This is a genomic window from Paraburkholderia bonniea, assembly GCF_009455625.1.
GTDB lineage: Bacteria > Pseudomonadota > Gammaproteobacteria > Burkholderiales > Burkholderiaceae > Paraburkholderia > Paraburkholderia bonniea.
The window spans coordinates 90,597-115,110 of record NZ_QPEQ01000001.1 but is presented as its reverse complement, the minus strand read 5'-3'; the positions used below and the strand labels follow the sequence as shown (position 1 = coordinate 115,110).

At 59.5% G+C, this 24,514-nt stretch carries 23 protein-coding genes, 1 tRNA gene and 3 pseudogenes; 13 read left to right on the top strand and 14 right to left on the bottom strand.

The window, feature by feature from the left end; genetic code table 11:
* The first annotated feature begins 18 nt into the window (after positions 1–18).
* The 7 genes from tssK (at position 19) to GH656_RS00505 (ending at position 6,403) form a co-directional block, all read left to right on the top strand.
* Positions 19–1,365 carry a type VI secretion system baseplate subunit TssK gene (gene tssK / locus GH656_RS00535; RefSeq protein WP_153074098.1) on the top strand — a complete coding sequence of 449 codons (1,347 nt, stop codon included), beginning with the start codon at positions 19–21 and terminating at the stop codon, positions 1,363–1,365.
* 26 nt (positions 1,366–1,391) lie between these two features.
* Positions 1,392–2,045, top strand: coding sequence for a DotU family type IV/VI secretion system protein (locus GH656_RS00530; RefSeq protein ID WP_246184167.1), 654 nt, complete (start codon positions 1,392–1,394; stop codon positions 2,043–2,045).
* Between the two features lie 11 nt (positions 2,046–2,056).
* On the top strand, positions 2,057–3,784 hold the full coding sequence (locus GH656_RS00525; protein ID WP_153074096.1) for an OmpA family protein: 1,728 nt from the start codon (positions 2,057–2,059) through the stop codon (positions 3,782–3,784).
* A 33-nt stretch (positions 3,785–3,817) separates the two neighbouring features.
* Complete coding sequence (locus GH656_RS00520) at positions 3,818–4,303, top strand: Hcp family type VI secretion system effector (protein ID WP_153074095.1); 486 nt, start codon at positions 3,818–3,820, stop codon at positions 4,301–4,303.
* Between the two features lie 84 nt (positions 4,304–4,387).
* Positions 4,388–4,822 carry a type VI secretion system baseplate subunit TssE gene (gene tssE, locus GH656_RS00515; protein WP_153074094.1) on the top strand — a complete coding sequence of 145 codons (435 nt, stop codon included), beginning with the start codon at positions 4,388–4,390 and terminating at the stop codon, positions 4,820–4,822.
* A gap of 57 nt (positions 4,823–4,879) precedes the next feature.
* Positions 4,880–5,164, top strand: a complete 285-nt coding sequence (locus GH656_RS00510; RefSeq protein WP_153074093.1) for a PAAR domain-containing protein — start codon at positions 4,880–4,882, stop codon at positions 5,162–5,164.
* A gap of 139 nt (positions 5,165–5,303) precedes the next feature.
* A protein-coding gene (locus GH656_RS00505; RefSeq protein ID WP_425495843.1) for an IS3 family transposase occupies positions 5,304–6,403 on the top strand; the annotation gives its coding sequence in 2 pieces (ribosomal slippage) (positions 5,304–5,565 and positions 5,565–6,403; 1,101 coding nt in all).
* A 28-nt stretch (positions 6,404–6,431) separates the two neighbouring features.
* On the opposite strand, the pseudogene GH656_RS17965 reads toward GH656_RS00505, so the two are convergent.
* The 6 genes and pseudogenes from GH656_RS17965 to GH656_RS00475 all read right to left on the bottom strand — a co-directional run.
* A pseudogene (locus tag GH656_RS17965) lies at positions 6,432–6,602 on the bottom strand (conjugal transfer protein TraG N-terminal domain-containing protein); the annotation flags it as partial.
* Between the two features lie 112 nt (positions 6,603–6,714).
* Positions 6,715–6,790, bottom strand: a tRNA-Ala gene (locus GH656_RS00495).
* A gap of 73 nt (positions 6,791–6,863) precedes the next feature.
* On the bottom strand, positions 6,864–7,154 hold the full coding sequence (locus GH656_RS00490; protein ID WP_425495868.1) for a c-type cytochrome: 291 nt from the start codon (positions 7,152–7,154) through the stop codon (positions 6,864–6,866).
* A gap of 79 nt (positions 7,155–7,233) precedes the next feature.
* On the bottom strand, positions 7,234–8,034 hold the full coding sequence (locus GH656_RS00485) for a BON domain-containing protein (protein WP_153074089.1): 801 nt from the start codon (positions 8,032–8,034) through the stop codon (positions 7,234–7,236).
* A 20-nt stretch (positions 8,035–8,054) separates the two neighbouring features.
* A complete protein-coding gene (locus tag GH656_RS00480; RefSeq protein WP_153074088.1) occupies positions 8,055–8,642 on the bottom strand; it encodes a phosphoheptose isomerase in 588 nt (195 codons plus the stop codon).
* A gap of 131 nt (positions 8,643–8,773) precedes the next feature.
* Positions 8,774–9,235: a YraN family protein gene (locus GH656_RS00475; protein ID WP_425495867.1), complete on the bottom strand. Its 462-nt coding sequence runs from the start codon at positions 9,233–9,235 to the stop codon at positions 8,774–8,776.
* Positions 9,236–9,272: 37 nt separating this feature from the next.
* Between GH656_RS00475 and rsmI the strand changes: the two genes are divergently transcribed.
* Positions 9,273–10,148, top strand: a complete 876-nt coding sequence (gene rsmI / locus GH656_RS00470; RefSeq protein ID WP_153074086.1) for a 16S rRNA (cytidine(1402)-2'-O)-methyltransferase — start codon at positions 9,273–9,275, stop codon at positions 10,146–10,148.
* A gap of 196 nt (positions 10,149–10,344) precedes the next feature.
* Here rsmI and GH656_RS00465 read toward each other — a convergent pair whose 3' ends face one another.
* Positions 10,345–10,986 (bottom strand): septal ring lytic transglycosylase RlpA family protein, encoded by a 642-nt coding sequence (locus tag GH656_RS00465; protein ID WP_153074085.1) that lies wholly within the window; start codon positions 10,984–10,986, stop codon positions 10,345–10,347.
* 662 nt (positions 10,987–11,648) lie between these two features.
* Here GH656_RS00465 and GH656_RS00460 point away from each other — a divergent pair.
* Positions 11,649–12,293 carry an MBL fold metallo-hydrolase gene (locus GH656_RS00460; RefSeq protein WP_153074084.1) on the top strand — a complete coding sequence of 215 codons (645 nt, stop codon included), beginning with the start codon at positions 11,649–11,651 and terminating at the stop codon, positions 12,291–12,293.
* Positions 12,290–12,901 carry a 3'-5' exonuclease family protein gene (locus GH656_RS00455; protein ID WP_153074083.1) on the top strand — a complete coding sequence of 204 codons (612 nt, stop codon included), beginning with the start codon at positions 12,290–12,292 and terminating at the stop codon, positions 12,899–12,901. The genes GH656_RS00460 and GH656_RS00455 overlap by 4 nt, the downstream gene beginning before the upstream one ends.
* A gap of 80 nt (positions 12,902–12,981) precedes the next feature.
* Here GH656_RS00455 and GH656_RS00450 read toward each other — a convergent pair whose 3' ends face one another.
* From GH656_RS00450 to GH656_RS00440, 3 genes are all read right to left on the bottom strand, one after another.
* Entirely contained in the window at positions 12,982–14,211 is a 1,230-nt protein-coding gene (locus tag GH656_RS00450) for a cation diffusion facilitator family transporter (protein ID WP_153074082.1), read from the bottom strand.
* A gap of 278 nt (positions 14,212–14,489) precedes the next feature.
* The gene (locus GH656_RS00445) at positions 14,490–14,789 is read right to left on the bottom strand and encodes an H-NS histone family protein (protein ID WP_153074081.1); all 300 of its coding nucleotides are present in this window, start codon (positions 14,787–14,789) and stop codon (positions 14,490–14,492) included.
* A 388-nt stretch (positions 14,790–15,177) separates the two neighbouring features.
* On the bottom strand, positions 15,178–15,840 hold the full coding sequence (locus GH656_RS00440) for a HugZ family pyridoxamine 5'-phosphate oxidase (RefSeq protein WP_153074080.1): 663 nt from the start codon (positions 15,838–15,840) through the stop codon (positions 15,178–15,180).
* 314 nt (positions 15,841–16,154) lie between these two features.
* On the opposite strand from GH656_RS00440, the gene GH656_RS00435 reads away from it, so the two are divergent.
* The 3 genes and pseudogenes from GH656_RS00435 to GH656_RS00425 all read left to right on the top strand — a co-directional run.
* On the top strand, positions 16,155–17,366 hold the full coding sequence (locus GH656_RS00435; RefSeq protein ID WP_153074079.1) for an MFS transporter: 1,212 nt from the start codon (positions 16,155–16,157) through the stop codon (positions 17,364–17,366).
* 307 nt (positions 17,367–17,673) lie between these two features.
* On the top strand, positions 17,674–18,066 hold the full coding sequence (locus GH656_RS17960; protein WP_153074078.1) for a hypothetical protein: 393 nt from the start codon (positions 17,674–17,676) through the stop codon (positions 18,064–18,066).
* Positions 17,960–19,270: pseudogene (locus tag GH656_RS00425) on the top strand (collagen-like triple helix repeat-containing protein); the annotation flags it as partial. The gene GH656_RS17960 and the pseudogene GH656_RS00425, both read left to right, overlap by 107 nt.
* A gap of 119 nt (positions 19,271–19,389) precedes the next feature.
* Here GH656_RS00425 and GH656_RS00420 read toward each other — a convergent pair.
* From GH656_RS00420 to GH656_RS00405, 4 genes and pseudogenes are all read right to left on the bottom strand, one after another.
* Entirely contained in the window at positions 19,390–20,394 is a 1,005-nt protein-coding gene (locus GH656_RS00420; protein WP_153074077.1) for a cupin-like domain-containing protein, read from the bottom strand.
* A gap of 185 nt (positions 20,395–20,579) precedes the next feature.
* The gene (locus GH656_RS00415; RefSeq protein ID WP_153074076.1) at positions 20,580–21,725 is read right to left on the bottom strand and encodes a branched-chain amino acid ABC transporter substrate-binding protein; all 1,146 of its coding nucleotides are present in this window, start codon (positions 21,723–21,725) and stop codon (positions 20,580–20,582) included.
* 425 nt (positions 21,726–22,150) lie between these two features.
* A complete protein-coding gene (locus GH656_RS00410) occupies positions 22,151–23,266 on the bottom strand; it encodes an NAD(P)H-dependent flavin oxidoreductase (RefSeq protein WP_153074075.1) in 1,116 nt (371 codons plus the stop codon).
* A 265-nt stretch (positions 23,267–23,531) separates the two neighbouring features.
* A pseudogene (locus tag GH656_RS00405) lies at positions 23,532–24,238 on the bottom strand (IS5 family transposase); the annotation flags it as partial.
* Positions 24,239–24,514 lie beyond the last annotated feature (276 nt).

The following is a 24,514-nucleotide window of genomic DNA, read 5'->3' as shown; positions in this document are numbered from 1 at the left end:
GCATTGAGTCAGACCATCATGAAAATAACCCGACCGTTGTGGGCCCAGGGGGTCTTCATGACGCCCCAGCATTTCCAGCAGCAGGCGCTATGGGAGCGTTTTACCGATGAACGTATCGCACGTATCGCTAGCCCCGATCCGTGGGGGATCTGTGCCGTCGCGTTCGATGTGCAGGCGCTGACGGTCCATCGCCTGCAACTCAATGCGCTTGATTTGCGCCTGCCAGATGGCACCCTGATCGACAGTAATAGCGCTGACCTGCTGCCTGCCGCGCGCGATTTGCACGACGTACCAGCGCAAACCGATACGGTGGTGGCACTGGTGGGACTGGCGCTGGCCGATGCGCAGGGCGGTAACTGTATCGAGGCGGGGCAGTTGTCTGCGCGGCCGCGCCGCTTTGTTCGTGAGTATTGCCAGGTGAGTGACCTGCACGGCGAAGGCCGTGAGGAGATCAGCGTGGAGCGTCATGCGCTTGCGCTGCTATTCGACTTTGAACCGTGTGGCGATTACGTGACCTGCCCGGTCGGGCGTTTTGTGCGTAACGCGCAGGGACGCTTCGAGCTTGATCCGGTCTTCGTGCCGCCATGCCTGATGCTGTCGGCCAGCCCGCGTCTGGTTGAGCGGATGAACCGTCTGTCGGCAATTTTGAACGCGAAGAGCGCCAGTCTTGCCGCGCGCCGCAGTGAACGCTCTGACCAGATCGCGGACTACGCGGTGGCCGATGTGGCGCTGTTCTGGCTGCTGCACAGCGTGAACAGCATCTGGCCCGAACTGGCGCGGCTGTGCCAGGCCCCGGCACAGCATCCCGAGCGTTTGTATGCGCTGCTGTCGCGTCTGGCGGGTTCGCTGCTGACGTTTTCGACGCGCGACACTTTGCAGGCGATTCCGGCTTACGACCACACGGCGCTGGAGCCAGTCTTCGCGGAGCTCGAAGCGTTGATCCGCGCGCTGCTTGATACGGTGATTCCATCGCGGGTGGTGCCGGTGGCGCTGGAGCGCACGCGTGGCACGGTGTGGACCGGCCTGATTCACGACGAGCGTCTGGCGGATGGCGCCGACTGGTATCTGTCGGTGCAGTCGGGCCTGGCTGCGCATGCGCTGCTCGATCAATTACCCAGACTGTGCAAGGCTGGGGCACCGGATGAAGTGGAGCAGATCGTTAATTCCGCGCTGCCTGGCATTCCATTGCGGGCGATGTCGCGGCTGCCTGCGGCGATTCCGGTGCGGCTCGAGAACCAGTATTTCGCGCTGGATGGCGCGCATCCGGCGTTCAAACGGATGATGGCCGCGCGGGCCTGTCAGTTCTATGTGCCAGTGTCGATCCCAGAGATCTCGCTGGAGCTTTATGCGGTGCTGCCGTCATGAGGGTGCATGCGAGGGGAGGGGCCGATGTGGCTGATGTCGCCATGTTGCCGGTGGCGCTGCGCGATACCGCGCTGACCGTGGCGGAACTGGTGGGCGGGATGGGGCCGAAGGGGTTTGCCGGTTTCCGCCAGCAATGTCTGACGCAGCTTGATGATTTGCATAGCCAGTTGGCGCTTGATGGTCATCCACCGGATGTGATTGAGGACGCCGCCTATGCGCAATGTGCTCTGCTCGATGAAGCAGCGCTCCGAGGCTTGCAAGGTGATGACCGTAATGCCTGGGAGCACGAACCGCTACAGGTGACGCGCTTTAGCACGCATGACGCGGGCGAGGCGCTAATTACCCGCATCGAACGACGGCTGGCCCAGCCACAGCCAGTGCTGCCGCTGCTGGCGATTTTTGGCGCGGTGCTTGATCTCGGCTTCCAGGGCCGGTTCGCGCTCGGGGGCGCGATGGAACGCGCGGCGCTGGTGCAGGCGCTCGATGCGCGTCTGGGTGCGGTGGAGGTGCGTATGGAGGCGACTCGTCTGGGGACGCGCGAGAGCGGCCTGGAGGCACGGCGGGCGAGGGATCTTTCGCCGGTGGTGTGGGTGGTGGGAGCGTGTATCACGGCGGCGCTGACATATCTCGCGCTTGATCGCTGGCTGGCCGTGTCGGCCGCGCAACTCGCTGGCGCATGAGGACGCATGTGATGACGGGTTATCCCTCGCGCGCGCTGACCGCCTGGGCCGCGCTCCTCGCTCTGCTCTGGCTGGCGCTCTGGTCACCGTGGTCCCGTGGCTGGACGTGGGCCGGTGCGGCACTCGTGCTGCTCGTTGCCGGTACGGCTATTGCATGGCAAACACGCCGACTGCAGCGACAGCAACACATGGCGAGGCCCGTGCTGCGCGCGGTCGAAAGTGCGCTGGCGGCGCTGCCAGCAGGCCTGCGGCATCACACGCCACTGGTGCTGGCCAGCGGCGATACGCGCACGCTGACAGCACTGTTTGGTACCGCTCCAGTGCGCATCACCGACGCCGCGATCTGGGTGGCCTGCGATGACGCGACACAACTGCCGTCACTAGCTGATGCGTTGATGCGCTGGCGCGAGGGTCAGGGGCCCGATGCGGTGATGGTGTTGAACGCGGCTGACCAGACCGATGCGTTGATGACGTGGCAGGCTGGGTCTGGGCTCTGGCGTCGCGCGCTTAGCGACACGCGCCGGGCGCTGGGTTATCCATTGCCAGTGGGCGTGGCGGTGTATGCCGCCGCCGTGCAGGGCATGGACCCACCCTGCCCATGGTTCGGTGTGTCGGAGAGGCAAGCGCTGCGCTTCGACACGCTGCCCACGCAGATTGCGGCGCAGGCATGGCGCGAAGCACGCACGGCGGCCCCCGAGCAGCGCACGGCACTGGCATGGCGCACCGCCCAGCTCGATGCGCTGGCCCGCTGGGCCTGCGAGGCGTTGCTGCCCGCACTGGCCGGGGCCGCGCACGGCGTGCCAGCGCTGACGGTGCAGGCGCTGGGCGTCACGCTGGTGGCCGGCGCACCAGCTGCCGGATCGCCCTGGCGTCAGGGCGTGGCACGCATCAGCGGCTTGCCAGTTGCAGCGCTGGGTGAGCCGGCCTCATACCCAGCCACCTCTGGCCTGACGCTGCCCGACGCGCTACTCCACGGAATCACCCCCCAGCCGATACGCCGGGTGATGCCGCGCGCTATCGCGCATGCATTCGCCTGCGCCGCGCTGGCCTTCTGCGCCGCGGCGGCTGCCTCGGCCTGGAACAACCTGGCGCTGCTCACCCGCGTGACACAGCGCATCACCCACTATCAAGCCATCACCTCCGCTCACGACGCCGCTCGGTTAGATGCGCTCAACGCGCTCAGACGCGAGCGCGATGAACTCGCGCGTTACGCCCGTGATGGCGTGCCACCCAGGCTGGGGCTCGGCTTTTACCGGGGCGCACCGCTTCTGCCACGGCTTGATGTGCTGATCGCCGCCTACGCCCCACCCGCTCCCCCACCAGCCACGATCGAACTGGACAGCCTGTCGCTGTTTAGCAGCGGCAGCGCCGTGCTCAATCCCGGCTCGAACCGCGTGCTGGTCAATGCACTGGACCTGATCCGCGCCCATCCTGGCAACCGGGTGCTGGTCGCGGGTCACACCGATGCTTCCGGCAGTGCACCCCGCAACCAGGCCCTCTCCGAAGCCCGGGCCAGTGCCGTGCGCAACTGGCTGGCCGAAGCCTCAGGCCTGCCACGCACCCGGTTTGCGCTCCAGGGCTATGGCGACACTCGCCCCAAAGCCACCAACGACACCGCCGCCGGACGCGCGCTGAACCGCCGCGTCGAGATCACGCTGGTACCAGACTGCCGCCAGAACAAGATGCATGGCACTCCATACGATGAACCGGATTCAACCCCGCAGGGCCAGCGCTGCTGACCCTGCTTACTTTGTTGCTCAAGGAGAAACGCAATGGCTATTCCTGCCTACATGTGGATCAAGGATGACGGCGGTGCCGACATCAAAGGCTCGGTCACCGTCCAGGGCCGGGAAGGTAGCGTCGAAGTGGTCGCACTCGATCACGGCGTCAGCATCCCGACCGACGCCAACACTGGCAAGCTCACCGGCACCCGCGTGCATAGGCCGATCATCTTCACTAAGGAAACCGACGCATCGACGCCCTATCTGTACAAGGCGGTAACCAGCGGGCAAACGCTCAAATCCATCGAGATCCGCTGGTATCGGATTGACGATGCTGGCAAGGAGAAGGAGTACTTCAACACCAAGCTCGACAACGTCAAGGTCGTCGCCGTGAAGCCGAAGATGCTCGACATCAAGAACCCCGCTTACGAAAAACACAACCACCTCGAAGACATTGAGCTGCGCTACGAGAAGATCACCTGGTCGTACAAGGACGGCAACATCATCCACGCTGACAGCTGGAACGAACGTGGGTAAGTCGCCAGACATGGCCTGCTGCCCTCACTGGTGGGGCAGGCCTCGGCTGGCGTTGCCGGTTGCCGTGCGAGGCGAGGTCCGCGCATGAGTCATGGCGGACCGGGTTTCTTTGAACAACTGACCGGTCACTTTTCTGACGGAGCCGCAGTCGATGCCTTCGACGCGGCGACGCAAACCTTCCTGTCCGTGCAGGACAACCTGCAACGCATCCTCAACAGCCGCCGTGGCGCGCTCGCGCATTTGCCGGATTACGGTCTCGAAGACCTGTCGGAGATTTACCGGCATCTGCCTGCTTCGGCACACAAGCTGCGGCAAGCGATGGAGGCGACGCTGCTGAAGTACGAGCCGCGCTTGAAAGCCGTGGAAGTGGTGATCGAAGCGCCGGAGCCTGGCGTGCTGCTGAGCTTCACGATGCGCTGCGAGCTGCACCGGACCGGACTGGTGCGCTTCGGCACGCATTTTCTGCCAGATGGACAGGTACGTCTGGCGTTGCAGATGGCGGGACGGGACAGGGATTAGTGCTTCCGGCTGGCGGGTGGGCTGGCGAGATTTTTTTGCTTGTAAAGGGAGACGTTAATGGGGCAACTGGTCAAGCACGGTGATCCGACCACCACGGGTGGCATCGTGATTGCGTTGACGGCGACGATGTTTGAGGAATCACGACGGCTGGCACTGCATGGTGATGAGGCGACCTGCGGCACCTGCAAGGGTAGCTTCAGGATTTTTGGCACCGCTGATCATATGAGTGAGAACGGACGAGCGATGGTGCAGCACGGCGACAAGGTGATGTGCCCGTGCGGCAAGAACCGGGTGCTGACCGATTCGACGATGGTTTATGGGGATGGGGGCGGCGGAAAGTAAAGCTCATACCTCATTACTTGAGATCAATCCGGGATCTACTCTAAAAACGTCTCCGCAATTGACCTCCCCCCGAAAAACCGTAGCGGCGAGAAGTAGAGATTTCTGGCAAATTTGAAGCCCTGACGGGCGGGAGGTTTGCATGAAGAAATCCAGGTACACGGAAGAACAGATCGCGTTCGCGCTGAAGCAGGCCGAACTGGGTACCCCGGTGGCAGAAGTGTGTCGGAAGATGGGTATTTCCGAAGCCACGTTCTACAACTGGAAGAAGAAGTACGGCGGCCTCGGCGTTTCGGAGTTGCGGCGCCTAAAGCAACTCGAAGAGGAGAACGCCCGACTCAAGCGCATGGTGGCCGACCTAAGCCTCGACAAGCAAATGCTTCAGGAGGTGGTGCAAAAAAAGCTGTGAAGCCAGCCCGTAAGCGCGAGCTGGCTGATTTTTTGATTCAAGCGTATCGGGTGAGCATCCGGCGTGCGACAGCACTATTGCAGCTACGCCAGGCCACGTACTTCTATGTGCCGAGCCCACGTGATGACCGTGCCGAGCGCCGGCGCATCCGGGAGATTGCCGAAACTCGGATACGTTACGGCGTAGAGCGCATTCACGTTCTGCTGCGCCGCGAAGGCTGGTTGATCAATCACAAGAAAACCTACCGAATCTACTGTGAAGAGGGGCTGAACCTGAGGCGTAAGCGGCCTCGCCGTCGTGTCGCTGCCGCACACCGTATGGAGCGCCCCGAAATCTCTACGGTGAATGCGTGCTGGAGCATGGATTTCGTGGCCGATCAGTTGTTCAACGGGCAGAAAATCCGGGCCTTAACTGTGGTCGATAACTTTAGCCGGGAGAGCTTGGCGATTACCGTCGATTACGCCTTGAAGGCTGCCGATGTGGTGGCAACGATGGGACATCTAAAAGCGCTGCGAGGTGCCCCGAAACGGATACAGGTCGATAACGGGAGCGAATTTATTTCTCATGCGCTGGATCACTGGGCGTATGAAAATGGCGTAACGTTGGACTTCTCCCGTCCTGGCAAACCCACGGACAATCCGTTCATCGAGTCATTTAACGGCAGTTTTCGGGATGAATGCCTGAACGTGCATTGGTTTCTGTCACTGGACGATGCCCGAGAAAAGATCGAAGGCTGGCGACAGGATTACAACGACTTCAGACCGCATAGTTCGCTAGGCGATTTGACTCCGGGTGAGTTCCGACTTGCCCACCTTGAAGCCGGAACTCTCTAGGCCAAAGTGCTCGGTTATCCGGGGGGAGGTCAATCTGGCGAGCTAGTTGAACCCAGACATCCACGAAGAACCAGGCGAACTGCACGCAGCTCAGCGTGACCACGGTTTTCAGGTCGTAGGTACCCGTCACGAGCATCAGGGGCAGGCGGATCAGCAGCGCCATTTTCAGTAACGACAGCATCATGGGCAATGTCATTCTTCACGGCGGACAGGTAACTGTCTGTCATCCGGCGGGGTGTCAAACCGAACGATGACGAAAGCGCCACTAAATAAAAAACCGGCCTTAAATGACCGGTTTTAAAGAGAAATCTTGGTGGAGCGGAGGAGGATCGAACTCCCGACCTTCGCATTGCGAACGCGACGCTCTCCCAGCTGAGCTACCGCCCCAAACCCAAAAACACAACCATCCCACCTCACAAATTGTCACCCCTCCCCACAAAAATACCGCACCGCACGAGCATTACTTCGCAGGTGAGCCAGCCATAACCCAGTCAACCAGCACACGTATATTGGCGTCGCTCATCGACGGATGCGCGGGCATTGGGATCGAGCCCCAAACGCCTGCGCCGCCGCGTTTGATCTTCTGCGACAGCTTCGCCGTTGCCTGGGGATCGTCTTTGTACTTGCTGGCAATCTGCTGAAACGAAGGGCCCACCAGCTTGCGGTTAACTGCGTGGCAACCCATGCAGGCATTCGCATTTGCCAGCGTCTGGCCGGGTGGCGTGGCAGCCATAGCCGCATTGCCCGCCATGACCTGAGTAACCATCGCGGCAACAGCTACTGTTGCCGTTATCAAAAGTACGTTGTGTTTCATGTAAATCACTCTCTTGCTACCTGGGCGCAGCCGCATTTCCTGGTTGTACCGGGTTTGAGTTCGTCACGGGTGCGGGTGGCTGTTGTTCGATTGATCGTGTGCTAACCGACGCTTCTGGCACGGCGTTTACGGTTACTTCGTCCGATGGGGCTGAACTGGCGTCGGTAGCGCTCGCTGATGTGGCGGTAGCTGCCGAGATGGCCGCTGCTTCTTGTGGCTTGATGTACTGGAATACCTTGACCACCTGAACCACCCCCGGCACGCGGCTCACGACATCTGCGCCGCGATTGCCTTCATCGACTGTCACGAGCCCCATCATGTATGCCGAGCCGCGCTCGCAAACAATCTTGTAGTTATTGGTCGTGATGTTTTTCTCGGCGATTAGCGCTGTTTTGATCCGTCCTTCAAGGTAGGTATCGTTCGTGCGCGACGAGAATGTGCTGGCTGGACCAGTGGTCAACTCATTAATAATCGCGTTCACGTTGTTAATCACGCGTACCAATGCCTCTGCCTTTTGCTTCGCGGCGTCATCGGGGACTTCGCCGGTCAGTAGCACGCGCCGGTTAAATACCGATACGTTGATGTGGGCGGCATCGGGCAGGTTGGTGCTTAGTGTCGACATCGCCTTGACCTGAATTTCACGGTCTTCGGTTTGTGCGCCGAGTGTGCGCCGGTCAGTGGCGACCAGTGCACTGCCGCCTGCGGCAGCGCCTGCTACCGCGAGTACGCAGCCTTGCAGGGTCATGGCTAGCCCGCTGGCAAGGCCCACCATCAAGGTGGTTCTGACAATCGTTGTCTTGAAGCGGTAGGGGCTCATCAAATGTGCTCTCCTTAAAATCAGTCGTCGCCTAGCAACATGGCATCAATCCCGTCGCACAGGCAGTGGATGGTGAGCAACTGCACTTCCTGAATTCGTGCGGTGCGCCCGGCGGGTATGCAGATCTGGATATCGGTTTCGGCCAGCAGGTGATTCACCTGCCCGCCATCTTTGCTGGTTAGTGCAATCACGGTCATTTCGCGTTCGTGTGCGGCTTCAATCGCGGCGAGTACGTTGGCTGAATTTCCTGAGGTGCTGATAGCGAGCAATACGTCTCCGGCTTGCCCTAGCGCACGAACTTGTTTCGAGAAAATCTGTTCGAACGCGTCAGCGTTTGCCGTTGCGGTAAGCATGGACGAACTGGTGGTGAGCGCTATCGCTGGTAGGCCAGGCCGTTCGCGTTCGTGGTGGCTCACCAGTTTGGCGGCAAATTGCTGCGCGCTAGTTGCTGCGCCGCCGTTGCCGCAGGTGAGTATGCGGTTGCCGTTGGCGAGTGCGGTAAACAGCGTGTCGATCGCGGCTGCGATGGGAATCGACAGGGTTTCAAGGGCTTCGAGGGTGGTGGCCGCGCTGTCGCGGAACTGTTGCTGAATGCGTTCGACTGACATCGAGTCTCTATCTGTGACGCGTGTGAACCGCTTTAAAAGCGGCATGCTGGGGTGGTGGGGGCGTTGCGTCGTCTTTCTGGCTAACGCGTGCCCGCAAGTTTAGCTTACTCATGTAGCGTTGCCGCGCGGCTTCAGGTGTCGCCGGTGTCATCCGCGCGAAACGCGTCGCGCAGCCAGTTCAGTTGCCCTGCCTCAAAGACGATCACGTCGAAGCGGCAAGCGGGGGCTTGTCCAGAAATGGATGCCAGGTAATACAGTGCCGCGCGTACCAGCCTGCGCTGTTTGTGCCGTTCGATGCTGGCTGCGGCACCGCCAAACTGGCGTCTCGTTCGTGCGCGTACTTCAACAAAAACCAGCATTCCACTGGGGTCGCGCAGGATCAGGTCGATTTCGCCACTTCGGTACACCACGTTGCGTGCCACTAGCGTCAGATGGTGGCGTTGCAAATATACGAGTGCGTGCTGCTCAAAAATACTTCCAACGCGTTTCGACCCGGGTTTTCTCAAAAAGTTGTCGGGTGGGGTGGGGGTTGTCTGACGTGGTTTGCTGGCGTTTTTCCTGGGGCCAGAGCGGGGGGCTGCTGCGTGGCACAATGGCGGCCCTGCCTTGTCTGTCTTCGTCTTCTGCTTCATGACTCCTCTTCTCGAACTTGCGTCGGGACAGCACTATCCTGCCGCGGCGCTTTATGTTGTGGCGACGCCGATTGGTAATAGCGCTGACATTACGTTGCGGGCGCTGCATGTGCTGGGTCTGGTTGACCGCGTCGCGGCCGAAGACACGCGCAACACTGGGCAACTGCTTGCCCGCTATGGCATTGCCCGGCCGCTGATGGCGCTGCATCAGCACAATGAGCAGGTGGCCGCCGCGCGCATCATCGAGCACCTGCAGGCGGGGGAGCGCATCGCTTATGTCTCTGATGCGGGTACGCCAGGCATTTCAGACCCCGGTGCGAAGCTGGTCGATGCGGTGCGTGCAGCGGGCTTGCCAGTGATTCCACTGCCAGGTGCAAGCGCGCTGGCGACGGCATTGAGCGTGGCGGGCGACTGGGTGGCGACGTTTTCGTTTCTCGGCTTTTTGCCGCCGAAAGCGAAGCAGCGTGCGACGGCGTTGCAGGCGTTAGTGACGGACCCGCGCGCGCTGGTGTTTTATGAAGCGCCGCACCGGATCGTCGAGACCGTGACCGCATTGGCTGAAGTGCTGGGTGGGGCGCGGCGTTTGTTGATCGGGCGTGAACTGACGAAATTACACGAGGCAGTACAGGTTGGCACCCTGGCCGATGGGCCAGCGTGGCTGGCTGCTGATGCTAACCGGCAACGGGGTGAGTTCGTGCTGGTAGTGGAGGGAGCGCCGCCGCCGGATGTGGTGGCGGAAAACCAGCACGATGCGTTGCTGGAGATTTTGCTCAAGGAGCTGACGGTGAGTAGCGCGGCGAAGGTGGCGGCTGCGATCACCGGGGGCTCGCGCAATGCGCTCTATACACGCGCACTGGCCCTGCAGAAAGACTAAAAAAGTGCAACGGCCTTGCTGAATGCAAACGCCCCTCTCAAAAGCGGCACATAAAGCCAGCTTTTGAGAGGGGCGTTCTTCAATTGCGCAGAACCCTATATGCGCTGCAATCCAATCAGCTAGCACCAGGCGGGCGATTCGCTATTCGCTGCCTGAGTGATGGTGATGGCTTGCCGGTCAGGCCTGGTTTATCTGCTCACCTGACGTTGACCGCGAGCGTATCGTTGCGAGCGGCTTTGGCTTCCTGGGGTGTCAAACCTTCGATCTCGACTTTGGCTGTGCCAGCCTGGCGCAGGCCTAGCACGTTGGCAGCCGCATATGAGAGATCGAGCACCCGGCCATGCGCATACGGACCACGGTCGTTGATACGCACAATCACGGTGCGCTGGGTGGCGGGATTGGTTACCCGGGCATAAGAGCCGAGCGGCAGTGTGCGATGGGCGGCGGTGAGCGCATGCATGTTGTAGCGTTCGCCACTCGCGGTGCGGCGTCCATGAAACGGCTTGCCGTACCAGGAGGCGCGGCCGGTCTGACGGAATTCGGCGGCACCAGTGCCGTCCAGTGGTTCGGCGTTAGCGAGTGATTTGTCGAGTGAGCTGGCGCTAGTTACATCGTTGTCCAGGGCACCGTTCAGACCGTTGAAGGTCGGTAACTCGTCAAACATCGAACGCATGCTAGGGCGCGCAACGTTGTTCGCGGTCATGGCGCTTGTCGTTCGGACGCTATCCAGTGTGGTCAGTGCGGTGCTGGCCGTGCTTGCTAAAGGGGGCTGGGTACAGCCAGCGAGTAAAACGAGTGCTAACAAACTCCCGAGTTGTCGGGAAAGACTGATTTTCATAAAACGTAATTGTCGTAACGAGCTGTATCACGCGAACACTGCGCGTGTCTTGCATACAGCTCGGGCGGCAATGGGCGGGCGAGTCACGCTATTGCGTAACACTGGCCACCCGGAACGGCGTTATGGCCGAAACCGCACGGTTGGTTTTCACGTCTGGTGCAACCTGTCCCAGGTAGCTGGACCAGACCCCACACGCCGCCATCGAACGAGGCAAATACGTTCTACGCTTGGCTGTTGCGAACAGCGGGCGGGAACGGCGGCGTAGGCCTCTCCAGCGGCACAGCAATCAAGCTGTTGCAGGCGCGAGGCACCTGGCTGGATGAGACGTGCGCATCGAACTGATTCGATGCTGGATTTGTTGCGAGTACTGCTGGCAACCTTACTTTTGACGGCGATGAACACCTTGTTTGAACGAAGGTGCTTCGCCCGGTGACAACGCATGGCTTCCATGCGAAGTGGACGCATTATACGCAAAACATATTTTTGACGTGGAAGGCGTTGAAAACCTTGACTAATTCTTGCTGTTGAGAGCGATCTGAGCCGCTTCAGTTCGGCGCGCGGCGACGTAGATCGATTCCATGTCCTGACACGCCCGCAAGCTGTCCGGCCAGAGGAGCAAAACCCTTATGATGAGCGCCTATGTTTATTCAGGCTCGCCCGTCATGAAAGTCACGTTGATTCCCGTCACTCCATTCCAGCAAAACAGCTCGCTGCTGGTTTGCGCCACCACTGGGCAAGGCGCAGCCGTCGATCCCGGTGGAGATCTTGATTTGATTCACGCGGAAATCGCCCGTCAGCAGGTCACACTCGAAAAAGTCCTGCTGACGCACGGCCACGTCGACCATTGCGCCGGGGCCAAAGCGCTGGCGCTGCATTACGGCGTGCCGATCGAGGGGCCGCATCCTGATGAGCGTTTCTGGCTCGACATGCTGCCGGAACAGAGCCGCCGCTTTGGCTTTCCCGCCGCACAGGCATTTGAGCCGGATCGCTGGCTGCAGGACGGCGATACGGTGCAGTTCGGCAATGAGACGCTGGAGGTTTTCCACTGCCCGGGCCATACGCCAGGGCATGTGGTGTTTTTTAGCCGGACGCACCGGCTGGCTCTGGTGGGGGATGTGCTGTTTGCGGGCTCGATTGGCCGCACGGATTTTCCGCGTGGCAATCATGCCGACTTGATCCGCTCAATCCGCGAAAAACTCTGGCCGTTAGGCGATGACGTTACGTTCGTTCCAGGTCATGGCCCGACTTCCACGTTTGGCGCTGAACGCCGCTCTAATCCGTATGTGGCCGATGGGGTGGGCGTATGAGCCAGGAAATTTACGTCAGCACGGACGTCGAAGCGGATGGCCCGATTCCCGGGCCGCATTCGATGCTGAGCTTTGCTTCCGCGGCTTATACCGGAGACAAGCAGCTAGTCAGCACCTTCTCAGCCAATCTTGAACTGCTAGAGGGGGCCGCTCCGCATCCTGTGCAGGCGGCGTGGTGGAAAACCCAGCCGGATGCCTGGGAGGCATGCCGGCGCGATCTGCAAGCCCCCGAGGCCGCATTGCTGGCTTATGTCGCATGGGTGGAAGCGTTGCCAGGCAAGCCGGTTTTCGTTGCGATGCCAGCGGGTTTCGATTTCACCTTCATGTTCTGGTACATGATGCGTTTCACCGGACGCTGTCCGTTTTCGTGGTCAGCGCTCGATATCAAAACGCTGGCGTTCGCCATGACGGGGTTGCCGTATCGCAAATGCATCAAGCCGCGGTTTCCTAAACACTGGTTCGACGATCATCCTCATACCCATGTGGCGCTCGACGATGCGATTGAGCAAGGTGCGCTCTTTTGCAACATGCTGGCGGAGCTGCGGGCCACACAAAACGCGTCGCGCCCAGAGTCAGACGCTAGCGACGCGGCAAAACCCAACGGCTAGCGCACACCGGCTGCGTCCAGGCCACCCGGGGCAGTGGTTGTGCCGCGATTCAGGTTTGATTCACTGCACTGTGATGCTGGCTATGTGCCGCTGTCGTTGCTGTTGCCCTTGCTCTCGTCCTCGTCCTCGCCCTTGCCGTCCGTTATGGCGGGTGTGGGGTTGAGCGCCCACAGCAGGCTGAGCTTGTGCGCGCCTAGCCGTTGCTTGAGCCCGGCCACATCGAGCGTGGCAAGCAGTTGTGACGGCTCGCCGGACGGTTGCCCGTCTGCCGCTTTGAGCGTGATGTCGACATCGAGGCCGGTTGTTAGATAGTGCAGCGTCACGCCAGCCAACTGTAGCTTGTGCCTTGCCAGCGTCGTGTTGATTTCCCGCACGACGCGTTCGCGCGAGGGCAAATTGACCGGCGGGCGGCTGGTCAGGTCATTTTCCGGATCAACGTGAATCAGCGCATCCAGCACGCGGTGGTGCGCCAGCACCCGTGCTCGGGCTGATTCCGCGATGTAGTGCCCTTCCGACACGGAAATCAGCGGGTCAACCAGGATATGGGCGTCGACAAGCGCGAAATCGCCCATCTTGCGTGTGCGTAGCCCATGCACGTCGCGCACGCCCGGGGTGGCGCTTAGCTGGGCGAGGACATCGGCGGTGGCGCGTTCGTCCAGTGCGCGATCTGACAGGTCCTGCAGCGCATCCCAGCCGAAGGTCCAGCCCATACGAGCCACCATAAAACCAACGATGGCCGCGGCAATGGGATCAAGCAGCCGTATCCCCGCCAGGCTGCCAATAATCCCCAGCGCGACCACTAGCGACGAGGCTGCATCTGAGCGTGCGTGCCACGCGTTGGCTATCAGCATGGCGGAACGGACGCGTTGTGCTTCGCGCAGCATGTAGCGGAAGAGCGCTTCTTTCGAGCACAAAACAAGTATTGCTACCGCCAGCGCACTCAGATGTACTGTCGGAATATTCTGTATGTCTGTCAGTCTTTCGCCTGCGCGCCATAGCATGCCAATACCGACGGTAATCAGAAGTGCGCCAAGAAATAGTGATGCCACTGTTTCATAGCGGCTATGTCCGTAATTGTGATCAGCATCAGGTTCTACATCGCTGTGACGATTTGCCGCTAGAACCACAAAATCAGAAACAAGATCAGCGAGTGAATGGACGCCATCAGCGACCAGTGCTTGAGAGTGGGCAATCAGGCCAATTGAGATTTGCAGTGTGACCAATATCGTATTCAGCACGATACTGACAAATGTGCTTTTGCGCGCCACCTGATGTTTTACCGCGAGTTGATCTGCTAGAGCGGAGGACATGAGATGTGGGCGGAGGGGTTTCAATGGATGAATTCTACCCGTGACACTACAAAATAATGGGCGAATCACTTGACTTTTTTTGTGATTCAGGTGCTCATCTAAGTGTGAAGCATTCGCATTCAGAGATCTGAAAACGGTGGTTAAAAGCACAGACGAATATATGCGGTATGGTTTTGCGGGTTATCTGCTGCTGAATATAAAAAAACCGTAGACCCTTTCGGGATCTACGGTTTTACTGCTTGCTGTCGGAAAATCGGCAGCTTATACCGGATGCAGTATTACGGCTGAATCAGATATTTGGCACGATCTTGACCTGCGATCCAGCGCGGTGGCTTGCCACGGCCTGACCATGTGCTGCCGCTAATTGGGTCACGATACTTCGGTGCCACGCCAGCACGCGGCCGGCCGACTTTGAGGCCCTTGGCACGGCCACCACCCAGTTCTGCCAGGGTAATGCCATAGTCAGCCATTTTCTGACGGATTTCGTTCAGCACATGCGCATATTCGAGCGACTTGGCTTCTTCGATCTGTTGTTCCAGTTTTTCGCGCTGGGCGAGAAGTTCTCTATAGGAGGACATAAGTTTCCCTTGGTGGTTTAGATAAATGACTGCCAGTCTGAAGCCAGCTTGCCCTTTGAAAGTGTTCATGCCTCGGAATTTGATTGCGAGATTAACACAGAATAGAAACCAGAGAAAAGACGCTAGAAGAGAATTAATCAAAAAATTTTCAGTATTTTCGCTAAATGGGACATTTCGTCACTTTCGCCGTCAGCCAGATTTTGAATTTCCATGAAAAAACGACATCGCCCAGGCTCTCTTCGCATATTTAATTATCAGATAGTGAAAATTAATTCTGATATCGGCGTGCAACATTTCATCCGATGAAAGCTTGGGCTTTGCAACATAAAGAAATGGATATTGAAGCGCTCAGGTGCTGGTGTTTTCCCTAAAGCGCTCTCGATACGACTTAATTTGCCTGTGCTTCAAGATGGCTGACGAGCGCGTTATGCAAAGCGGCGCTGTCGAGTTTCGGGCTGTCGAATATCACTCGCGTGCGTGAATTGCCGCTCACCAGATCAGCGCCATAACGATCAACGCCTAGTAAATGAAGGGTGTCTTTGCGGGCGGGATGGGCAGCAAAGAACGCAAGCAATGCGGTTTCTTCGTCAAATCCAAGGGGTTCTAGAGGATCGAGCTCTTCGCCTTTGAGCCAGCCCATCGTGCCGAAGCCGCCGATATAGCGCATTCGTTCAATGGCCAGTGACCAAAACGTGAAATCGCCTAGATCAAGGAAGCGCTGGGCCTTCGGGTGGTAGCGCAGATAGCGTTGCGCTAGTTCTGGTGAGGTTTCCTGGGCTTCAAAGGTGCCCAGTAGCGTCACGCGTTCGGCGTCGAGTACGTCACCGTCGGGCGCATGCGCGACCAGAAACCCCGCTCGCGGGTCGGCCAGCAGATTGCGCGTGTGTTCGGCCAGCTTGCTGACCAGAATCGTTGGGCGATGGTGCTGGTCCAGGGCGAAAGGCATGACCGAGGGATAGGGAAAGCCTGCCGGCTGGCGCGAATGTGTGGCCAGCGTGCCGGTAACAGTTTGATGCAGCAGATGAAGCGGTGAGTGGGCGGGAATATGCAAAGTCAGCACCTTGAGTTAAGGGTTTGAGAGTTGGAGAGCTTGGGAGCAGAAAGAAACCGCAGCATTGCATGGGTTTCACGTGAATACGTCAGCGGAGATATTAGTTGAGGTCCACCAGCTGTGCAGCGATAGCGCTGGTTAAAATCGGCGCATTTTTGCCGGTCCGGGTCTGTCCGCGTTTGTTCGCTTTCGCGCTGTGTCACGTTGTGGCCTTGCGGTGTTTCAGCGCACCACGTTTGTTGCTTGTTGCGCGCGGCCTGTCCGTGGCTTATTGCAACAGCGTGTTTTCAATTGCTTCTTCTTTTGAGGTTTCTGTGTCCGATCAGCCATCCGGTTTTGCCGTAGTGCCTGCCAGTCATCGGGATTTGTCTGCTGCGCAGCGTAATCGCGCTCACTGGGCAACGATGGCTTTGTTTTTTATCGCAGGGATGATGTATGCGTCCTGGGGGGTGCATGTGCCAACGGTGCGAGACCGTTTTCAATTGAATCCGGGGCTGCTTTCTGTGGCGTTGCTTGCGGTGGCAGTGGGGTCGATTGGCGCGATGTTTTCCAGTGGTGCATGGATCGCGCGCATGGGCACGCGCCGCGCTTGCCTTGGCGGTGGCTTGACGATGGCGTTGTGTGCTGCGTTGATCCTCGTGGTTCCGGCGTACTGGATGTTGCTGGTGGTGCTGGCGCTGTTTGGCGCGGGTATGGCGACGCTCGATGTGGCGATGAATGCCGAAGCCAGTGCCGTCGAAAACCTGTTGGGGCGGCCCGTTATGTCGGCGTTGCACGGCATGTTTAGCGTGGGTGGGATGAGCGGTGCTGCGTTGGGGGGTGTATTGCTATCGCACGGCATGGCACCTGTGCTGCATCTGGCGCTGGCGGCGGCGCTCAGTGCGCTGGTGCTGCTGCTGGCGTGTCCTGCGGTGCTGCCGCATGTGGCACCCGTGCCGCATCCTGCCGAGCGTGGCGCGCCAGCCAGCCGCTGGCGTTCATCGGCGTTATGGGCCCTGGGTGGCATTGCGTTGATTGCGCTGATCGCAGAGGGGGCGATGTATGACTGGGCGACTGTTTATATGCGTGACGTCGTGGGTGCTAGTGCTGCTGCGGCGAGTGCGGCGTATGCGGCGTTTTCGGGCGGTATGGCGGCGGCGCGTTTCGCCGGCGATGCGGTGCGGGCGCGGTTTGGCGCGCCGCAGCTGGTGCTGGTGAGCGCGTCGCTTGCCTGCGCGGGGATGATCGGCGCATTGCTGCTGCCTTATCCGGTTGCCGCGCTCACTGGTTTCACGCTGATGGGATTGGGGCTGGCGAACATGATGCCGGTGTTATTCGCCGCAGCCGCGCGGGTCGAAGGCATTCACGCGGCAGTCGGTTTGGCTCATGTGGCCGGGCTCGCGTATTTCGGTTTGTTGCTGGGGCCGGTAGTTATCGGCGCGGTGACGCAGATGACGAGTTTGCCGCTCGGGCTTTCGGTGGTCGCGTTGTGTGCTGCGCTGGTGGCCTGTGCTGGGCCGAAGGTGCTGCGGCGTTTGCGGATCTGACGATGCGGTTGGGTGCTGCTTTTATGGTGTGTTTTTCTTCAGCACGTTTTTCAGCATCGTTTTAGCTCGTTCGCCGCGCGTTACGTTACGTGGCGTTGGCATTTGGGTGATGTTCCTCGACACATCGGGGTGCGCGGGCGCTGCGGGTGCGAGTGTGGTTGGGTTGAGTCTCTTGATTCTGCTGGCTGGGGATCGTGGCTGAGGTGGTGGCTGGCGCATGGCACGGTGCTTGCAGTGAAGTTCCTGCTGAGCTAATTACGGGGAGCCGAGCCATGAATCGCCATTTCAAACAGACAACGATTGCGATGTGCATCTCGTCACTGGTCGTGTTGACCGGATGTGGCGGCACGACTGTCACCAAGCCGAAATTAACCTCGTTGCCTGCGGGCGGGGTGGTTGGCACGGGTGGCTCTGGAGCGGGTTCGGGCTCTGGGGGAGCTGGGTCGGGTGGTTCGGGTGGTTCGGGATCAGGTGGGGAGACGCCAACGCCAACGCCAACGCCAACGCCAACGCCAACGCCAACGCCAACGCCAACGCCAACGCCAACGCCAACGCCAACGCCAACGCCAACGCCAACGCCGACACCAACACCAACACCAACACCAACACCAACACCAACACCAACACCAACACCAACACCAACACCAACACCAACACCAACACCAACACCAACACCCCTATCCGCGAACCCTATCGGTGAAGTGATTCAGCGCACGGGGAATGTAGTCTCGGCCGCAGGGCAAACGCTTTCGGCCCTCGGTGGGGAAGCTGGTCTGACGCCGGTTCCCGGCATTTCCCCAATAACCACGCGCTCGCTAGGCAATGTGGTCTCGAATCTCGGGAATGGCGTCACGGCGCTGGGTGATGGGACGGCGAATGGTCTCGGTCAGCTTGGCCGCTCAAGTGATCCGCTCGGTACGACGCTTGCCAGCAGCGGGAATGTGGTCGTTAGCGCAGGGCAGGCGGTCAATAGTGCCGGGCAGCTTGTGACGAGCCTGGGCTCGGGCCCGACGGCCGTGTTGAGTCCATTGACTGCGCCACTCGGGGGAGTGGTTTCGGGGGTGGGCAATGCGGTTAGCGGGATCGGCATGCAGCTTGGTACAACGCTCTCCACTGGGCCGATCCAGCAAGTCACGCAGTCAGTGAGCGGTGTCATCACACCAATCACCACGCTGGCGGGGCAGGTGACGCAGGCGGTTGGCGATGCGACTGGGCTCGGGCGGCCAGTCGATGGCCTGCTAACGGTGGTTGGTCATGATGTGAGCGGTGTCGGTGCAAAACTGGGTGGCAGCACCAGCAACCCAGTTGGTGAGGATCTAGGCAGCGTCGTGAGCAAACTGGGCGATGCGGTGACTTCGACGGGTGGCCTGTTTTCCGCAGGCGGTGCCGTAGGTGGAAACCCGCTCGCTCCCATTACCGGAATCCTGAATCCCGGGGGCGGCGCTCCGCTGGGTGGGGCAGGAAGCGTGCTCGCTCCCGTCACAGGCACGCTGACTTCGCTGACGTCATCCCTAACCGGGACTTTGAACAATTCACCGGGGAGCGGTAGTGGCAATGGCGTGGCTGGCTTGCTGGCTCCTGTCACGGGCTTGCTGACTTCGCTGACAGGCGGGTTAGCGGGCGCAACCGGAAGTTCGGGCACGGTGCTAGCACCGGTCGCTTCAACGGTGTCGGCGGTTGGCGCTGTGGCGGGCAAGGCCGTGGGCGGTGGTAGCGGCAGCGGTGGTGGCAGTGCGGCGGGCGGGAGCGCTGGCGGTAACACGTCTAGCCCTGTAACCGGCGTGCCGGGTGTCGCGGGCGGCGCTAGCCTGCTGGCCCCTGTTACAGGCTTGCTGGGCTCTTTGACCGGCGGCTTGTTGAGCGTGCCGGGTGCGTTGCCCGGTAACCCGGGAGGTAAAAAATAAGCGGCTTAAAGCACGCTTATATATAGAGGGGCCAATTTGCATCCATCCTGGCTGCATCCTGGCCCCAACGACACAGCGGACCGTTTAGGCGGTCCGCTGTGTTTTAACGAGAGCCTGGCTTAGACATCCTGATAGCTGGTGTATTGGCTGTGAATTACGTTGGGGATGAGAAAGTTGGTGTAGGTGATGGTCACAGAGGTGTCCAGCGCCTCGACGTAATGCCACCAGCCGATTGGCACGAACAGCAACTCGCCTGGCTGAAGCGTGCACTCGATGAGCTGCGCATGGCGCATGTCTGGAAACAGGTTGTAGTCGATCGCCTTGCCGTCTACCTGCGAATAACAATGAGTCAGGTTGTACATAAACGGGGTATCGCATAACGGCACGAGCGTGACGCGCTTGCGGCCCACGATCTGCGTCATGAAGTTATTGGTCAGATCGTGATGAAACGGGGTTCGGGTGCCTGCCGGGCCAAGCCAGAAAAAACCAGTATCGGGTGATTTCGTATCGAGGTATTCGTGGATCGGTAGCGTGTCTTGCCATAGCGGTGCCAAGGCCAGCCGATTGTGCAGGGTGTTATTGGCGGTCAGATAGAAGTTGTTGGTTGGGCCGCTTTGCTCAATCAGATCGATGAACTCGTTGAGACGCATGTTCCGCTTTAGCGCCATCTGGTTTATCTCGTAGCTGGCATCGGTGTCGCGGCCAAACTGCACTTCGACATCGCTTGTGCCACATTGCGCGCGGAAATAGTCCAGGCTCCATTTTTTGCGGGCGGGCCAATCGTCGAACATCCCCGTGATGATGACGGGACGGTTCTGGTGGTAGTACTCCTCGAAGAAAACCTCGCGCGGCAATTTTTCGTGACGCATCACTGTGCCGGCGTTGGTGCGAGCGCGCTGCTGCTCCCGGTAGACAGACAGGATCCAGTCACGCTTGCGCAGCCGGTTGCGCAAACGCGTGCCGCCTTGAAAATACGGGCTAGCCAAAGCCGCTTCAATTTCACGCTGGGCTTCCTGTGCATCAAAGCCGTGCGCGACAAGCATTGCCTGAATGTTTTCAGCAGTCGCGTCAAGCAGCAGGTTTTCTGCGATCCAGCGTTGCCAGTTGTGGTCGATCGAGTGCATCACGATGATTTTCCAAAGAGGTTGTATGTAGCTGGGTTCTCACCTTGTGTCGTGATGTTGCATAAAAAATCACGCGAAGCCTTGAAGCCCGCGTGATCCGGTTTATTGCTGAATACCGTGCAGCAGCTGGCCCGGCTGGCCCTGCTTTGACCTGTAGGCCAGCCACTGCAAGGTGCTCCGGGGGCTTACATCTTGACGATGTCGAGAACCGATTTTTTGCCGCTCTTATAGTTGTAGAGCGAAATTACGCCGTGCTTCAGGTCACCCTTGGCATCGAACGTGGTGTTGCCAATCACTCCGTTGTAATCGGTGCTGGGGATCATAGCAAGGATCTTTGCTGGATCAGTCGAGTTGGCGCGTTTCATCGCATCGACGATGATGTACACCGCGTCATACGTGAACGGCGCATAGATCTGGATTGGCTGGCCAAAACGTTTCGAGTATTTCGCTTCGAAGGCTTTGCCGTCCTTCATTTTTTCCAGTGCCATGCCCGCTTGTGAGCAAACGATATTGTCGGTTGCATCACCAGCTAGATCGACTAGCTTGTCAGTACACACGCCATCGCCTGCCAGCATGCGGGCACGCAAGCCAAGCTGTTTGGCTTGCTTGGCGAACGGGCCACCGGTTGCATCCATGCCGCCGTACATGATGGCATCAGGATTTTCACCCTTGATCTTTGTCAGAATCGCGCGGAAATCGACCGCCTTGTCGTTGGTTGCGTCATGCGAGAGCACTTTCATGCCAAGCGATTTCGCGGTTTTTTCGAATTCGTTAGCCAGGCCCTGACCATAGGCTGTGGAGTCGTCGACGATGGCGACGCTCTTGAGCTTCATGGTTTTGAACGCGTAGTTCGCCAGTGCCGGGCCTTGCTGCGCATCGGTTGCGACTACGCGATACGTCGTTTTGAAACCCTGCTGCGTATACGCCGGATTGGTGGATGACGGCGAAATCTGGACGATGCCTGCATCGCTATAAATCTTGGATGCCGGGATGGAGGTGCCTGAATTCAGGTGGCCGACGACAGCGACGACTTTGTCATCAACCAGCTTTTGCGCGACCTGGGTGGCCGTGCGGGGGTCAGCGGCATCGTCTTGTGCGTCGATTTGCAGCGTGACTTTCTGACCGTCGATGACCAAGCCTTTCGCGTTAATTTCTTCAATGGCCATGCGTGCGCCATTCTCGTTATCTTTGCCCAGGTGGGCAATGCCTCCGGTGAGCGGAGCAACGTGGCCGATTTTGACAATGGTGTCGGCGAATACCGTGGTGGTCAGTGTGGCGCTCATCATTACCGCAGCGCTAATAGGCAACAGCTTTTGAATCTTGATGTTCATGTGAGTCTCCCGTTTCGGTCCCAGAAACGACGTCGCCGCCCTGTGCTATCCACATCCCGTGGACGACTACGCCGGATATATCGCTGTTGCACCTTTTCAGTACGCTAGTCAGCCTGTTTTAAACCAGTCCTAAACCGTACTTGCGGGCAAGTGTAGGGCATCAAATTAATTCGTGGGACTTTTTTGAGAAAAAGGTGAAATAGCGATAGGGGCTTATTCAGCATGGGTCTGCGGCGGGGGTTGGCAGCTTTAATAGTGTTGTTTTACGTGGCTGATATGTAATTTCCGGATTGACGGAAAGAAACTGTAATGCCAGGCGTAGCGGTTTTTATTTAATTTGTACGCCTGGAAATTAATGCGGTATTCAGCGTCTAGTGCATAAAACGGCGGGATTGAGTTTCATGGTGCCGGGTTATGCCTTGGGGTTATCGCTTGGGTTGATGCGCTAGCGCGCCTATTTCGGCGGCCACGGCGCGCCATTCTTCATCGAGCTGATGGACCAGATCTGCGGCAGACAGATTGACTGGACGTTTTTGGCCAAGGGGTGCGCCCTGGCCCGACCAGAGCGAAAGATAGTCACCGTTTCCGGCGCGGCCTGCGGCCTGGCGCAGCTCTTGGGTCAGCGCGTTTTGCACGGGATAGGGGGCGATCTGCTCAGGTTGTGCCGCGAGCTGCTGCATCAATGGGTTGCGGATGCCTCGGGCGTGACGGCCTGTGATGGCTGAGGTCACTGTTGTGTCGGTATCGGTTGCGGCGCGCACGCGGGTTTTCCATACAGGTGGAATGGCGCTTTCGGCGCAAGTGAGAAACGCCGTGCCCATTTGTGCCGCTTGGGCTCCAAGTGCCAGGGCGGCGGCGATGCCACGGCCATCCATGATGCCGCCCGCTGCCAGCACCGGCAGCCCAGTGGCATCGACCAGTTGTGGCACCAGAGCCAGCGTGCCAACCAGTGCGTGTTCGAAGGCACCGATGAAGGTGCCGCGATGGGCTCCAGCTTCGGCACCTTGCGCTGCGATGGCATCCGCTCCGGCGGCGTGCCATGCGAGCGCTTCGGCGACATGCGTGGCAGTGCCAATCACATAGCTTCCTGCTGCTTGCAGACGTGAGACATCGTTTGCCGACAGCACGCCGAAGGTAAAGCTGACGACTGGCACGCGCAGTTCAACCAGCATGTCGAGCTGAGTGCGGAAATCAGGCGCGTAGTGTTCTAGCGGATGGCCTGGCGGTAATCCGAGAGCGGCGCGTATAGGGTCGATAGCTGTCAGCGCGAGGCGCACGGTGGCGTCATCGGGTGTGTTGGGTTCGAGAATGAACAGGTTCACGCCGAACGGCCGGGTGGTGAGCGAGCGAATGGCCGTGACCTCGGCGGCGAGTTTTTCCGGAGAAAAAGGGGCGGCGGCGAGAAAGCCCAGCGCGCCCGCATTCGACACTGCCGCGACCATGGCCGGTGAGGTCGGCCCACCCGCCATCGGTGCCTGGATGACCGGTACGTTGAGCTTGAAGCGCTCGGCAAATGGCGTGGCATAACGCGGTTCGGACATGAATGACTCCTCGTTGGCATTAAAACGGGCGGGTCGCCGCGCACGCTGTGGAATAGCCGCCGAGCGTATGTTGCTGGACGCTTGCGGGATCGGCGATGCATGAGCGTCGGTGAATGCCGTCAGCGTGTCAATCGGCTCGCGCCAGGTGCATGGCCGGGGCCACGGGGTTGCTGCTATCACTGGTTAGCACGGGTTTGCTCTTAGTTCCTTGGAAGCTGTTGCGAAATTGGTTAACCCAAGGTTTGAGGCGGGTCCAGCAAATCAAGGCGCAGGCTAACGAGAGGAAAGCCTCGTGGATATGAGCGTAGCGTTCATGGTGAATCTTCAGGAGGGGAAACGAGTGAAGCTAGGTAATTGAGCGCTCGCTTGGTCAACGGGTTTTGCCGAGTCCGCTGCCATGGGGCGAGCCAATTTTTGCGAGCAAGGGTGTAATGCCACGTTTGTGCAAGCGCTGCCGATGTGGCTCGGAACTGTAGCCCCGGTCGCCCTGAGCGATTTGCGGCTTGTGCAGGGGACGGTCCCGTTTGCCCCGGATGTGCGGGATCGCATTGACGAACGCATCAAGCTGAGTGATGCCGTGGCGGTTTGCGCCGGTCAGGATAACCGCGAGCGGGATGCCTTGGACGTCGACGATGAGGTGGTGCTTGCTGCCGAGCTTGCGCCGGTCCGTGGGATTCGGGCCGGTTTTGTTCCCGCCAGCATGGCGCGAATTGATGAGCTGCCGACGATGGCACACGTCAAGTCGAGCTCGCCACGGCGGCGTAGTTCGGCCAGCAGCGTTTCGTGGATACATTGCCAGACATCAGCCTTCTGCCATGCGACGAGCCGTCGTTAGCAGGCGGTGCCTGAGCCGCAACCCATTTCCTGCGGCAGCAGGTTCCACGCAATGCCTGGGCGCAGCACGAACACGATGCCAGTCAGCACGGCTCGGTCGGGTGTCGGTTTGCAGCCTGTGTACTGGCGATTGCGTGGTTAACCAGGCCGCAGTTCAGCACTTACTACTCACCACTCACTAACGCGTGCTGGGCACTTTGAAGTACTGGTGTGGTATGGACGAGCAGGAGCATTGCGAAGACGGCGTAGTGAAGTCTGGTGAGGGGTTCGGGGAGCTGCTTATAGCCATAGTCGCGCGAGAGACGCCGGGAGCGGTTGAGCGCAGCAGTCAAAGCTGCGCTCGTTTTCCTGCTTGTGTCTGGTTCAGGGTATTTCCCTTCTTCGTACCTCGCTCTTTTCCTGCTCTAGCGCAGG

What these genes read in the sequence shown, in the direction of transcription:
- GH656_RS00525 (WP_153074096.1), top strand. Translation starts at nt 2,057, where the DNA reads ATGACGGGTTATCCCTCGCGCGCGCTGACCGCCTGGGCCGCGCTCCTC.
- GH656_RS00420 (WP_153074077.1), bottom strand. Translation starts at nt 20,394, where the DNA reads ATGCACTCGATCGACCACAACTGGCAACGCTGGATCGCAGAAAACCTG.
- GH656_RS00510 (WP_153074093.1), top strand. Translation starts at nt 4,880, where the DNA reads ATGGGGCAACTGGTCAAGCACGGTGATCCGACCACCACGGGTGGCATC.
- GH656_RS00410 (WP_153074075.1), bottom strand. Translation starts at nt 23,266, where the DNA reads ATGTCCGAACCGCGTTATGCCACGCCATTTGCCGAGCGCTTCAAGCTC.
- GH656_RS00490 (WP_425495868.1), bottom strand. Translation starts at nt 7,154, where the DNA reads ATGGCGGGCAATGCGGCTATGGCTGCCACGCCACCCGGCCAGACGCTG.
- rsmI (WP_153074086.1), top strand. Translation starts at nt 9,273, where the DNA reads ATGACTCCTCTTCTCGAACTTGCGTCGGGACAGCACTATCCTGCCGCG.
- tssE (WP_153074094.1), top strand. Translation starts at nt 4,388, where the DNA reads ATGAGTCATGGCGGACCGGGTTTCTTTGAACAACTGACCGGTCACTTT.
- GH656_RS00445 (WP_153074081.1), bottom strand. Translation starts at nt 14,789, where the DNA reads ATGTCCTCCTATAGAGAACTTCTCGCCCAGCGCGAAAAACTGGAACAA.
- GH656_RS00450 (WP_153074082.1), bottom strand. Translation starts at nt 14,211, where the DNA reads ATGTCCTCCGCTCTAGCAGATCAACTCGCGGTAAAACATCAGGTGGCG.
- GH656_RS00465 (WP_153074085.1), bottom strand. Translation starts at nt 10,986, where the DNA reads ATGAAAATCAGTCTTTCCCGACAACTCGGGAGTTTGTTAGCACTCGTT.
- GH656_RS00520 (WP_153074095.1), top strand. Translation starts at nt 3,818, where the DNA reads ATGGCTATTCCTGCCTACATGTGGATCAAGGATGACGGCGGTGCCGAC.
- GH656_RS00480 (WP_153074088.1), bottom strand. Translation starts at nt 8,642, where the DNA reads ATGTCAGTCGAACGCATTCAGCAACAGTTCCGCGACAGCGCGGCCACC.
- GH656_RS00485 (WP_153074089.1), bottom strand. Translation starts at nt 8,034, where the DNA reads ATGAGCCCCTACCGCTTCAAGACAACGATTGTCAGAACCACCTTGATG.
- GH656_RS00455 (WP_153074083.1), top strand. Translation starts at nt 12,290, where the DNA reads ATGAGCCAGGAAATTTACGTCAGCACGGACGTCGAAGCGGATGGCCCG.
- GH656_RS00415 (WP_153074076.1), bottom strand. Translation starts at nt 21,725, where the DNA reads ATGAACATCAAGATTCAAAAGCTGTTGCCTATTAGCGCTGCGGTAATG.
- tssK (WP_153074098.1), top strand. Translation starts at nt 19, where the DNA reads ATGAAAATAACCCGACCGTTGTGGGCCCAGGGGGTCTTCATGACGCCC.
- GH656_RS00460 (WP_153074084.1), top strand. Translation starts at nt 11,649, where the DNA reads ATGAAAGTCACGTTGATTCCCGTCACTCCATTCCAGCAAAACAGCTCG.